Source organism: Photobacterium damselae subsp. damselae, from assembly GCF_038086725.1.
GTDB classification, from domain to species: Bacteria; Pseudomonadota; Gammaproteobacteria; order Enterobacterales; family Vibrionaceae; genus Photobacterium; species Photobacterium damselae.
The window spans coordinates 152,550-165,294 of sequence record NZ_CP146971.1 but is presented as its reverse complement, the minus strand read 5'-3'; the positions used below and the strand labels follow the sequence as shown (position 1 = coordinate 165,294).

9 protein-coding genes and 1 tRNA gene are annotated in these 12,745 nt (G+C 39.6%); 6 read left to right on the top strand and 4 right to left on the bottom strand.

Annotation, left to right across the window (positions count from 1 at the left end; translation table 11 throughout):
- The first annotated feature begins 35 nt into the window (after positions 1-35).
- Genes WAX86_RS15510 through WAX86_RS15500 form a run of 3 tightly spaced genes read left to right on the top strand, consistent with a single transcriptional unit; the run spans position 36 to position 3,436 of the window.
- Complete coding sequence (locus tag WAX86_RS15510) at positions 36-1,070, top strand: ADP-ribosylglycohydrolase family protein (protein ID WP_341489631.1); 1,035 nt, start codon at positions 36-38, stop codon at positions 1,068-1,070.
- Between the two features lie 12 nt (positions 1,071-1,082).
- The gene (locus WAX86_RS15505; protein WP_065171382.1) at positions 1,083-2,480 is read left to right on the top strand and encodes a cytosine permease; all 1,398 of its coding nucleotides are present in this window, start codon (positions 1,083-1,085) and stop codon (positions 2,478-2,480) included.
- Positions 2,480-3,436 carry a PfkB family carbohydrate kinase gene (locus tag WAX86_RS15500; protein ID WP_109375474.1) on the top strand — a complete coding sequence of 319 codons (957 nt, stop codon included), beginning with the start codon at positions 2,480-2,482 and terminating at the stop codon, positions 3,434-3,436. Before WAX86_RS15505 ends, WAX86_RS15500 begins: the two co-directional genes overlap by 1 nt.
- A gap of 42 nt (positions 3,437-3,478) precedes the next feature.
- Here the strand turns inward: WAX86_RS15500 and WAX86_RS15495 are convergent, their stop codons facing one another.
- The 4 genes from WAX86_RS15495 to WAX86_RS15480 form a co-directional block, all read right to left on the bottom strand.
- Complete coding sequence (locus WAX86_RS15495) at positions 3,479-3,817, bottom strand: hypothetical protein (RefSeq protein WP_284634810.1); 339 nt, start codon at positions 3,815-3,817, stop codon at positions 3,479-3,481.
- Positions 3,818-3,885: 68 nt separating this feature from the next.
- The gene (locus tag WAX86_RS15490) at positions 3,886-4,452 is read right to left on the bottom strand and encodes a type II secretion system protein (protein ID WP_341489630.1); all 567 of its coding nucleotides are present in this window, start codon (positions 4,450-4,452) and stop codon (positions 3,886-3,888) included.
- A 202-nt stretch (positions 4,453-4,654) separates the two neighbouring features.
- Positions 4,655-4,729 (bottom strand) — tRNA-Gly (locus WAX86_RS15485).
- 247 nt (positions 4,730-4,976) lie between these two features.
- The gene (locus WAX86_RS15480) at positions 4,977-7,322 is read right to left on the bottom strand and encodes a glycosyl hydrolase family 18 protein (RefSeq protein WP_341489629.1); all 2,346 of its coding nucleotides are present in this window, start codon (positions 7,320-7,322) and stop codon (positions 4,977-4,979) included.
- Positions 7,323-7,772: 450 nt separating this feature from the next.
- Between WAX86_RS15480 and yjjG the strand changes: the two genes are divergently transcribed.
- The 3 genes from yjjG to pflB all read left to right on the top strand — a co-directional run bounded on the left by yjjG (position 7,773) and on the right by pflB (position 12,653).
- Positions 7,773-8,447 (top strand): pyrimidine 5'-nucleotidase, encoded by a 675-nt coding sequence (gene yjjG, locus WAX86_RS15475; RefSeq protein ID WP_341489794.1) that lies wholly within the window; start codon positions 7,773-7,775, stop codon positions 8,445-8,447.
- Positions 8,448-8,757: 310 nt separating this feature from the next.
- Positions 8,758-10,071 carry a branched-chain amino acid transport system II carrier protein gene (brnQ, locus tag WAX86_RS15470; RefSeq protein ID WP_107200353.1) on the top strand — a complete coding sequence of 438 codons (1,314 nt, stop codon included), beginning with the start codon at positions 8,758-8,760 and terminating at the stop codon, positions 10,069-10,071.
- A 284-nt stretch (positions 10,072-10,355) separates the two neighbouring features.
- Positions 10,356-12,653, top strand: a complete 2,298-nt coding sequence (gene pflB, locus WAX86_RS15465; RefSeq protein ID WP_237030438.1) for a formate C-acetyltransferase — start codon at positions 10,356-10,358, stop codon at positions 12,651-12,653.
- Positions 12,654-12,745: the final 92 nt, after the last annotated feature.

Sequence of the window (12,745 nt, the reverse complement as noted above, 5' to 3'; positions counted from 1 at the left end):
TCATGCACGAAGTTTAATTCATAGGACAGACTTAGATGACTCATGCTGATATCGTCACACTTATTCATACTCAAGATCGTATTTTAGGCTGCCTGTATGGTCAGGCATTGGGTGATACCATGGGGATGCCTTCTGAACTTTGGCCAAAAAGCCGAGTTGAACAACATTTTGGATGGATTAACACTCTACTTGATGGTCCAGCAGAAAATATTGCCGCCAACGAGTTTAAAGCAGGCGAATATACCGACGATACAGCCCAATGTGTTGCTCTTATGGATGCGATTATTGAAGCTAAAGGTGATATCGAACCCTATCTTATCGCTTCACATATTATGGCTTGGGCTAAACGTATTAATGCATTTGAGAAGAACATCTTAGGTCCAACATCAAAAGCCGCTTTAAATGCTCTTGATCAAGGTATTTCTTTTGAAAAGATTGAAGCAAACGGCGTCACTAACGGCTCAGCAATGCGAGTTTCACCCATTGGTTGCCTACTGCCGACCTATGATAGAGCCACTTTTATTAATGGGGTTCGTCTTTCTTGCCTACCAACCCATAAATCCGATATTGCGATTGCTGGGGCCAGCGTTATTGCTTGGGCGATCAGTCGAGCCATTGAAGGTACAAGCTGGAACATCATAAAACAAGAAATTATCCCCCTAGCAAACGAAACTCAACAAACGTTTGAGTCTACATTCAGCCCTCTGCTTGGCGAACGTATCCAATATGCGTTAAATGTTGTCGCCTCTGAACATAATGAACAACAAGGCCTAACCAATTTATACCAAAAAGTAGGCGCGGGAATGGACATTATTGAATCAATTCCAACCGCTATTGCTTTGGTTGAACTGTCCAACACTGATCCACATTTGTGTGCTGAGCTAGCCGCTAATCTAGGCGGAGATACCGATACCATTGGCGCAATGGCAACTGCAATCTGTGGTGCTATCCATGGAATAAATCGTATTTCAAACGATACCGTGAACCAAATTAACCGAGCTAACCGCATCGATTTTACCCCTTATGCAGCGGCATTATGCCAATTCCGCGAAGCTAACTTGTCAAAATAAAGGACTACTTATATGACAATGCACAATTCAACCGATAATCAATTTGATGTCGACAGTTCTATTGATGAGTTAGGTATTGGTTTAATCCCCCCTAGCCATCAAACCAAAAAGCCAAGCGAACTGTTTTTTGTTTGGTGTGCCGCCAATATTGGTATTTTAGGTGTGGTATATGGTGCAATTATTGTTTCTTTTGGCTTATCATTTTTTCAATCAGTATTAGCCGCTATAGTAGGGGTAGCTTCATTCTCTTTAGTTGGCATCTCAAGCATTGCTGGTAAAATTGGTCGCACTACTACCCTCACGCTATCTCGCTCTAGTTTTGGTAAGAAAGGTAATATTGCTCCTACTGCGTTTTGTTGGCTCAACCTTATGGGCTGGGAAGCTGTTAACATCATCACTGGCACATTGACATTGGTTGCTCTGTTTGTTGCCGTTGGTTTTGAAGAAAATACGTTCTTAACCACATTCTCATTAATTCTATTTGGCGGCTTAACCGTTGCGGTTAGTATTCTCGGTCAAGATACCGTATTAACCATGCAAAAATGGATCACCCGAACTTTTGGTGCAATGACATTTGTTGTTGCTGTCTATCTGATGTTTACCGCTAACTGGCATACAATTTTAGCGCTGCCTTCTGGTGACTGGCTAACAGGTTTTCTTCCAGCAGTTTCAATTATTGCCGCAGGTACGGGTATAAGCTGGGCCATAGCGGGAGCTGATTACAGCCGAGATCAAAGCCCTCACTCAAGTCAAGGTTCTATTTTTCAGTCGGTTGTTGGCGGTGCTGCTCTGCCTTTAATTATGCTGATGCTAACCGGTATTCTACTGACCAGCCAAATCCCGGACTTAGCCTCAAATGAAAATCCAATTTCAGCTATTGGTAAATTGCTACCAAACTGGATGGCTATTCCATATTTAGCCGCAGCAGTTGCAGGTATTATCACTATTGCAGTACTGAGCCTTTATTCAGCAAGTTTGAACCTTCTTAGTATGGGAGTGAAATTAAAACAGCGCACGGCAATTACTCTCGATGCAATCATTGTATTAACCATTGCAGTCTATGTGTTGTTTATCTCTGGTGACTTCTTAGGGCCTTTTATCTCATTTCTGGTTTTCTGTGGTATTTTCTTAGCGTCTTGGGCTGCGATTTTCGTTACTGACTTCTATCACAACCACGTCAAACAAGGTTACACAGAACAAGAACTTTACGGTGATACTGGGGTTAATAAACCAACTCTTGCATGCTGGCTTATCGGCTCTCTATCTGGCTTAATGGTATCTAAAACAGGCTTTATTGATGGTCCATTTGCTATAGGTGTCTTCGCCGATTCGAGCTTAGGCTTATTTATCTCTTTTGCTGTCGCTATGGTTTTGTATCGTGTTGTTCTCATATCGAAAAAGGCGTGCTAATGATCGATATTTTACATTTACACCCCACTCGTCCTGTTATTGTAATTGGGGCTGCATTTGGCGATCTGATGCTAGAAGTAGATCAACTACCAACCAGCGGTGCTGATATTGAAGCCAACGAAATGGGACAACACATTGGTGGATGTGCCTTTAACGTGGCCAGAGCTCTCAGTCGCCTTTCCATTCCTGTGATAAATGGCATATCAATTGGTAACGGCAAATGGGGACAAGCTATTGAGCAGGAAATGGAAAAAGAACATCTGTCCCCTTTGCTCTTCCATCCAACAAGAGATAATGGGTGGTGTATTGCTTTAGTTGATAAGACAAAAGAACGTACATTTATTACGGTTAACGGTTGTGAGCAAGAGTGGAGCCCTGAACTATTGGCTAAAATCCCTACCCCAGATAATGCCATTATTTATGTGTCTGGGTATGAATTAGTCGGTACGCATGCACAACCACTACAGCAGTGGCTACTGTCACAAACAAATGATAAGACGTTATACCTTGATTTAGGTCCACGAATTAATGAACTCAGTAGTGAGTTTTTAATTCAGCTAATAGAAAAACAGCCTATTTTAACGTTAAATCGTGATGAATTGGCCATGTTGATGAATCGTATAGATCAACAAGAAGGCGATAATGTCGTTGCGGCTCATTTTTTTGCCAATCAACATAATTGTCAGCTTATTTGCCGTTTTGATTGTGAAGGGGCAACAGTGTGCGAACCGGATAATATTCCCATGACAGAGCCCGCATTTCAGGTTGAAGTTGCCGATACAATTGCAGCTGGTGATAGTCATTGTGCGGGGGTTATTGCAGGATTAGCATCAGGTTTATCTCTGGTTGAATCGACTCGGTTAGGTAATATGGTTGCAGCCATTGTTGTGAGCAAAGTTGGCTCAGATGGTGCACCAACACGAGATGAACTGGCTATTTTTGCACAGAATCAATGATATGATACAAATCAGCCGCAGATCTCACTCTGCGGCTGATGATTATGCTGACTGAGCTTTATTGATTTTGAGCCAGAAAGACTCCTGACAACGATTGATAAAATGCTTTTTATTCGGAGATATATTTATTGATTCTGGTGAGAATAGCACTTCATAAGAAATCCAACATTCAGGGCATATCCCCTCTTCTTGAAAATGAACCTGCTCAAATTCTTCTTCGAGTTGGACCACTACACCATCTTCAAATTTCACAGTCTTAATGAGCGTTTCAACCAATACACCATCATCATTTACTACATGTTTTTCAATTTCTGTTGATGCTATGCGTTGTTCTAAGCTATGCCCTTTGATGGCTGCAATATAGTTATAAAGTGGAATCATAGTCGCTTCTAGCAAATACTGAGTGTAATGAAAATAACCGGCCCAAACTCATAAGCTGGTTGATGGTATTATTTACAAGGTACGATGGTAAGAACCGGTCGAGGTTTATCTTTGGATGGTCTTGAATAATCGATATAACAACTAGCGCCTGGTTTTAAAACAACCAGGTTTGAGCTTAATCTTTCAACATTATTTTTAAACGTGATAGCTAAATCGTATGAAGTTTTTCCTTTTCTTACAGCAACAAAATCATCCGACGGAGCATGTTCATTAGCTGAGATTCCATTAACAAGGACAGCTAAGGTTGGACCGTAATCACTTGGGTAACCATACTCAAAAACACAGCTACTGTCTTTATTGCATCCAAATGAACTTAAATCGGCAACTATATCTTTCGGATCGAGTAATAAAGACTTCTTATTCACAACATAAGCTGCATTTTCTAAGCCTAATGTTGCAAGTTTAGCGTAAGTTACATCTAACGTTGATTCTATGCTACCTTTTAAACCTTTCAGCGAAGCATCTCTTGCGTCTTGTTGTAAATTTAAAAACTTAGGTGCTGCAACAACCGCTAAAATACCCAAAATAACAATCACAACAACCAATTCAATTAAAGTAAATCCATTCCGCTTCATTAAGAGACACCCATACGTCAATCAACTGTCAATTCATTGACCTATACTATATGTTTACATAGCATGCATTCAATAGATAAACATAGATTTATCGATAGGTTACAACACGTTTTAGGTATTCAGGGAATAATTAGCTTTAATGAAATAAATGATAGGTACAAAAAAAGCCCATACCTAAGTATGAGCTTTTCTTTAAAATTCTTGGAGCGGGCAGCGGGAATCGAACCCGCATCATCAGCTTGGAAGGCTGAGGTAATAGCCATTATACGATGCCCGCTTGGATACTTGTTGAAGTAAATCAGAAAGTTACTTCGCATCGCTTGATTTGTAATATGCTCTTTCTAATTGAGTTTGAAAACCCCATAAAACAAAAAGTGAGAACCAGATCACAATTTATCATCATCTTTGATCAATTAAAGATCAATAAGTTCAATTAGTTAGCTAACACAAAAGCCTTACCTTGAAATAACAAGAGTAAGGCTTAAATAATTAAGGTGACTTAAAACGAGATACGCAAGTTACCGTTAGATCAACTGCCAAGGACCATTAGGATTTCCTGGTTGATCGCCTTTAGTCCACCATTTCGCTTTATAGGTATTACCTTCAAATGTTGCTTGGTCGCCGCCATTGTAAACTTTATCGGCAGACCACTCTTTTAGAGAACCATCATCAAATGCTTGCCATACATCACTAGCTCCTGGCTTATCCCCTTGAGTCCACCACTTCGCAGTATAAGTTACACCATCATATATAACCGTATCACCTGTATTATAAACAGCGTTAGGATCCCAAGTGTTGCCAGATGCCGCTTCAGCTTTTACAGTAATAACGACAGATTGCGAGACTTCAGCTTGACCATCAGAAACCGTAACGACAAGGTTTACTGTCGTATCAGCATCAACGACTGGTGCTGTGAAACTGATATCGGCACCAGAAGCAGTAGATGTTACGGTTCCTTGCGATGCGGTATAAGTCAAACTATCACCTTCAGCATCGGTCGCTGATACAGAAATGACAAGAGTTTCACCACTTTTCACTTCAGCAGTCGCAGGTGCTGTTAATGTTGGTGGTGTATTTTCAACAACACCAGTTCCTTTTACATTAATGACAACATCTTTACTGACACTCTTACGACCATCAGATACCGTTACTTTGACTACTTCTTGCTTATCAATGCCGGTATTAGGGGCAATATAGGTAACCGTTGCACTACCATCGCCATTATTGACAATGTCAGCACCTGTTGCACTAAAGGTTAGCTTATCGCCATCGGCATCTGTTGCAGACACAACAAAACTGATACTTTGAGTCGCATCGACATTTTGCGCATCAGGAACTGTAAGCACCGGCGCAGCATTTGGCGTTGTATTAGCACTAAAGACCGAATCAATGGCTTCAGCTAATGGTGAGCTAAGATCGGTACACTCTTTGAGTTTTGAACCGTGATTGATGAAAGTACCTTTACACTCAATATCACCATGAACCTGCCATATGATCACGCCACCAAGTTCATTATCAACAATATACTGTGCTTTTTTCTTAATAGACGGTACATCATCATAACTTAAGAAATACTTACCCTTGATGGCATATGGAACTTGAGCGTTATCATCCCATTTATGCTCCCATCCAGCCACTTTCTTAAGGTAATTGTAGTTTGGCTGCCCTTCAAACTCTTTCCAGTTATCAAGATCGACTGACGACATTAATGGACCATCAACACTCATATTGACCATACGTTTATCGGTTGGAGCGCCTAAGTATGCTGTTGATTCCGTCGTTTGCACTCCACGGCCATAGAATGCAGCACCGAAGTTAATTTTGTCAGAAGGAATACCTTTTTCTGCCATCCAAATACGTAATGTATCAAGATCCAGACCTGCATACTCTTCTTCTGGATATGGGTACAACGGCGCATTATGACCAGTTACATTTGACCAACCACCATTAAGGTCATAGGTCATCATGTTAAAGTAGTCCATTGAAGCAACAAGACGAGGCCAATTAAATCCTTCTAATTTAGCGGTTGATGCAGCAAAGGCTGCAGTAAGCAGTTTATCTGGACCAATACGCTTACGAATATCTTCCATTAACTGTTCAAAGTTTGCAAAATCATCAGGACTACCTTGGAAGTTCATACCGCCATGGCCTGGATATTCCCAGTCGATATCAATACCATCAAATCCTAATGCCATTAATTTATCGACATCAGCTAAGAAACGAGCTTTTTTCGCTTCATCACGCGCCATCTCAGGGAAGTGTTTAGACATACTCCAACCACCTAGAGATGCCATAACTTTAACGCCTTTTTCATGCGCTAGATCGATAAGACCTGGAGCACCACCGGCTTTCTTCAAAGGGATCGGATATTGACCTGTGATGCCCGTAGGCTCATGTTTCCAACCATTACCATGTTTCACAAAACCTTGTTCTTGTACTTTTTTCAGGTTCTCAGCATCCCACGGCTCATCATTTGGATATTGGTGAATATATTCAAGCTCACCCCATAAAATATGAAAATCCCAACTTGAATACACATCTGGGTGAAGAAGTGGTCCAGGCTCTTGTACTGCTCCCGGCTGATAGATAGATTTATTACGAAGATCGCCACTGTGTAATGAGCCATCTTTCGCCACACCAAAGAAAGAGAAGTTCAAAATTGAGTAAATATCCATATCAACGTTTAGGTGAGTTGCTTCACCTTTTACGCTAAAGCCTGCATTAGTTCCTTTCCATGCTTCCCATTGAGTGATGTAACCAATAACATTTTTATCATGACTTGGCGCAGCTTGAACCGATGTAATTCCACCAGCCATCATAATACTTGCTACAACACCTGCAATTTTCGTCAGGCAATGTCCCTTTTTCATTCCTTGTACTCCACGTTTTAATTAACAAATTAACAACATTTTCCTTTTGTTATTCAGTCCTAGAACTGCAAATAACAGTTCCAGCCATGTCATTTAACGTTAACTGCTTTTGCATTGTTTTATGCTCTTTTTAGGTCACTGAATATTGCTTTTATTCTTAGCTAAGTTTTTTTATTACGCGAAAAAGTTTTGTGAAAACTGAAGCAAAGTACAAAAATCATGCAAAATAAATGCTATTGGTAAGTCAAATTAGTCAGGTTAGTTCCGTTTTTTGCTAACAAACATGTTACATAACTCAACTAGATTACTTGTTAAAAATAAGTTTTTATCTATCTAGTCGTCAAAAAATGATTCATTTTGATGATTGATATTCTCACCAATTCACGTAGCCTACCGCACAGCAATGAAACCGTTTGCTTTTTTGCAGTTAGAAACAACGATGAGGATGTTATGAAGTACCAATGGATCCTATTTGATGCTGATGAAACCCTATTTCATTTTGATGCATTCAAAGGGCTACAGCTGATGTTTTCTCGCCATGATATTGTATTCACAGAAGATGATTTTCTAGAATATCAGCAACTTAACAAACCACTATGGATTAATTATCAAGAAGGTAAAATCACAGCATCAGAGTTAAAAAACCAACGTTTTCAACTATGGTCAGCCAAGTCTGGACTTTCTACAGAGCAACTCAATCGAGATTTTCTCAATGCCATGGCTGATATTTGTACGCTACTTCCCCATGCCAAAGAGCTGATTGATAGCTTAAAAGGCCGCGCTAAATTAGGCATCATTACCAATGGCTTTACTGATTTACAACAAATTCGGTTAGAAAAAACCGGACTGGATGATGCATTCGATCTATTAGTGATCTCAGAACAAGTAGGTTATCCAAAACCAGCTAAAGAGATTTTCGATTATGCTCTAAAGCATATGGGGCAAGCAGAACCAAACCATGTCTTAATGGTAGGAGATAATATTGATACTGATATTTTAGGAGGTATCAATGCAGGAATGGAGACATGCTGGTTAAATGTAGATGGAAAAATTCAACCAAATCATATTAAGCCATCAGTATGTATTCAGAATTTATTAGAGCTTGAACAGTATCTTCTTAACTGATTTTTAAGCATTAACAGAGATAAACAAAATTAATACAAACTTTTTCTTTACAAAAGAGATGAATCCATTTAATTTCTGGTTATCCAATATCACTGAAGAGTTAGTTATATGTCTATTACGTCATACAATCTGAATTCACGTTCTGCATATGCAGCGTTAATCTCTAACTCTTCTGTCTCTGTCGTCGTCGTCAAAATCTGACGCTGACGGTATGTGTTTATTCGTCGGCTAAGCTGGCGGGTAAACAGATAAATATCAAATCTCCTTTACTATCCGCAAGTTAGCCGACATAACTTAGAAGGTATGTTGTGTGAAAAGAACGGAACTTGCAGCGATAGGATTTATGACCTTTGCCCTTTTTCTTGGGGCCGGTAACCTTATATTCCCACCATTAATGGCTCAACAAGCTGGCGAAAACTGGTTGATTGCAATCGGTGGCTTCTTACTAACTGCGGTTGGTTTACCTGCTCTAACTTTATTAGTTTTAGGCCGTTTATCTTCTGCTGATAAACTCACCGCACGTTTACCTAAATGGCTAGATCGTACCTTTTGGTTTCTTGTTTTAACCACTTTAGGGCCTGCTTTTGTATTACCTCGTGCGGTAACAGTTGCTTATGAGATGGGTATAAAGCCTTTTGTTGGCAGCAACGATGGTCTTATGATCTTCTCCATTATCTTCTGTGCTTTAACGCTACTTCTTGCGGTAAAACCAGGGAAATTAGTTGATTACATCGGAAAAGTAATGACACCAGCACTGATTTTAATGCTGGCTGTATTAGTTATTGCCGCGTTGGTTAACCCTTTAGGTGGAACTCTTCCAGCAACAGAAACCTATCAAAAGGCCCCTGTTGTGAATGGTTTAATTCAAGGGTATATGACCCTAGATGCGATTGCTGCTGTGGCCTTTGGTTGGGTAATTATTCAAACCATTCGTAGCAAAGGTGTTGAATGTAATAAAGCCCTATCCGGTTATATCTTCAAAGTCGTTGCTATCTACGCAACATTGATGTCTCTATGTTACTTAGCGATGGGTTATCTAGGCGCAACCTCTTCAACAATTGCAGCCAATGCAACCAATGGTGGTGAAATTCTAACACGTTATGCTGCGGGTGAATTTGGGGCGTTAGGCCAATTTTTACTTGCTGCGATTACCCTAATGGCGTGTTTAACCACAACTATCGGTTTAACCAATGCAAATGCCGAGTATTACCAAAATACATATGGCATCAAATTTCGTCATAGCGCAATGGTGATTACTCTACTGACCGCTCTTGTATCTAATGTCGGCCTTGAAACAATTATTGAAGTAAGCTTACCTGCGATTCTTATTTTGTGTCCGATCGCAATTGCGCTAATCATCGCAACTATTGCATTAGGCAACAACCAAGCAAAGTCTGTATCACTAGAACAAACAGCTATTGTGATCGTTGCTGCTTTGTTTGGTTCTCTTGATGCCTTAAATATTTTAGGTAAGCTTTCTGAAGAGACTAAAGAAGTGTGCCAACAATGGATCCCTCTATTTAATTCGCATGTGAGTTGGTTAGCACCTGTGTTTATTGTCATTATTGCAGTAAAAGCTGTAACGCTCGTCAAACGTCGAACAGAAGTTGCACCTGCCCAATAAGAACTAAGCGACTTATTTCCTTTTCACTTACATACGTTAACCAAAGAGTCAGAAATTTCTGGCTCTTTTTTTATATCAAAAATAGCCACATAAACTCTCATAACAAAATGCGCTAATACACTGAATATAAATAATAAAAAACAATTAATGCATAATAATCATATAAAAAATGAAAAGCATTCATTTTACTCATATTGATATTGTCCCTATAGTGAAAACAATTAAGAGTAGTTGTGACTACAACATTCAATTTTTTGATTTATCAATAAATTAGGGATCTATCGATGACAATTCCAACAACAGATATGTTAGATGCGTGGACTGGTTTTTCTGCTGGCGAATGGCAAAAAAGTGTTAATACCCGAGACTTTATTCAAACCAACTACACACCATATGAAGGCGATGAATCTTTCTTAGCAGATGTCAGTGACTCAACTACTGCTCTATGGAACCAAGTTTTAGAAGGTATAAAAGAAGAAAGTCGTACTCATGCTCCAATTGATTTCGATACCGATCTTCCATCAACCATTATTTCTCATGATGCCGGTTACATTAATAAAGATCTGGAAAAAATTGTTGGCTTACAAACAGATAAACCATTAAAACGCTCTATTATTGCCAACGGTGGTATCCGTATGGTGAAAAACTCTTGTGAGGTTTACGGTCGTCAACTAGATCCTAGCGTAGAGAAAATCTTTACCGAATATCGCAAAACACATAATAAAGCGTGTTTTGACCTTTATACCAAAGAAATTCTTGCTTGCCGTAAATCCGGTATTATTACGGGCTTACCAGATGCATATGGCCGAGGCCGAATTATTGGTGATTACCGCCGTTTAGCTTTATATGGTATTGATTATTTAAAAGCAGATAAAAAAGAACAATTTGATTCAACACAAGCTTTCTTAGAACAAGGTCAAGATCTTGAAAAAACACTGCGTCTACGTGAAGAGTTAGCAGACCAATTCCAAGCACTAGAAGATATCCGTCAAATGGGTCTTAAGTATGGTATTGATATGTCGCTACCTGCACGCACAGCTCAAGAAGCCATCCAATTTACTTACTTTGGTTATCTTGCTGCAGTTAAGTCACAAAATGGTGCGGCGATGTCTTTAGGTCGTACATCGACATTCCTTGATGTCTATATTCAGCGCGATCTGGAAAATGGATTGATCAATGAGCAACAAGCTCAAGAGATGATTGACCACTTTATAATGAAACTTCGAATGGTTCGTTTCCTTCGTACCCCTGAATACGATTCATTGTTCTCAGGTGATCCGATTTGGGCAACAGAAGCAATGGCGGGTATGGGTGTTGATGGTCGTACTCTAGTAACCAAAACAACATTCCGCTATCTGCATACATTGCACACAATGGGTCCTGCGCCAGAGCCAAACATGACAATTCTATGGTCAGAACAATTACCATTGTCGTTCAAAAAATATGCAGCAAAAGTGTCGATTGATACCTCTTCAGTTCAATATGAAAATGACGACTTAATGCGTCCTGATTTCAATAATGATGATTACGCAATTGCGTGTTGTGTAAGCCCTCAAATTGTAGGGAAACATATGCAGTTCTTTGGAGCTCGAGCTAATTTAGCAAAAGCTTTACTGTATACAATCAATGGTGGTATTGACGAGAAATCTAAAGCTCAAGTCGGCCCAAAAACAGATAAAGTCGTTGATGATATCTTAGATTTTGATGCCTTAATGCCTCGCTTTGATAGCATGTTGGATTGGCTTGCAACTCAGTATGTAACTGCATTAAATATTATTCACTACTCACACGATCGTTATAGCTACGAAGCATCATTAATGGCACTTATGGATAAAGATGTTTATCGTACAATGGCATGTGGTATTGCAGGTTTATCTGTTGTTGCCGATTCATTAGCAGCGATAAAATACGCGACAGTAAAACCGATTCGTGATGAAGATGGTGTTGCGATTGATTTTGAAATCAGCGGTGATTATCCAAAATTCGGTAATAACGATGCTCGTGTTGATGATATAGCCTGTGATCTGGTAGAACGCTTTATGAAGAAAATTCAAAAAATGCACACCTACCGAGAAGCGACACCAACTCAATCAATTTTAACCATCACATCAAATGTAGTATATGGTAAAAAAACGGGTAATACCCCAGATGGTCGTCGTGCAGGCATGCCATTTGGCCCAGGAGCTAACCCTATGCATGGCCGTGATGAAAAAGGTGCCGTAGCATCGCTAACTTCAGTATCTAAACTGCCTTTTGCTTATGCAAAAGACGGTATCTCTTACACTTTCTCTATTGTACCAAACGCATTAGGTAAAGATGAAGAAACGCAAAAGCAGAATCTGGCAGCGCTGATGGATGGCTATTTCCACCACGAAGCACACGGAAATCATGAAACGATCGAAGGTGGTCAGCACTTAAATGTTAATGTGTTAAATCGAGATATGTTACTTGATGCGGTCGAACATCCTGATAAATACCCTCAATTAACAATTCGAGTTTCAGGTTATGCAGTTCGTTTCAATTCATTGACTCGAGAGCAACAGCAAGATGTAATCAGTCGAACATTTACTGATAAATTGTAATTTCTCACTATTAATTATACCTCTAAGTAATAGATAAAAATCAGTTGGTTAGTTAATTTAAATTCGTACTAATAGTATAAGAAACTGTTGGT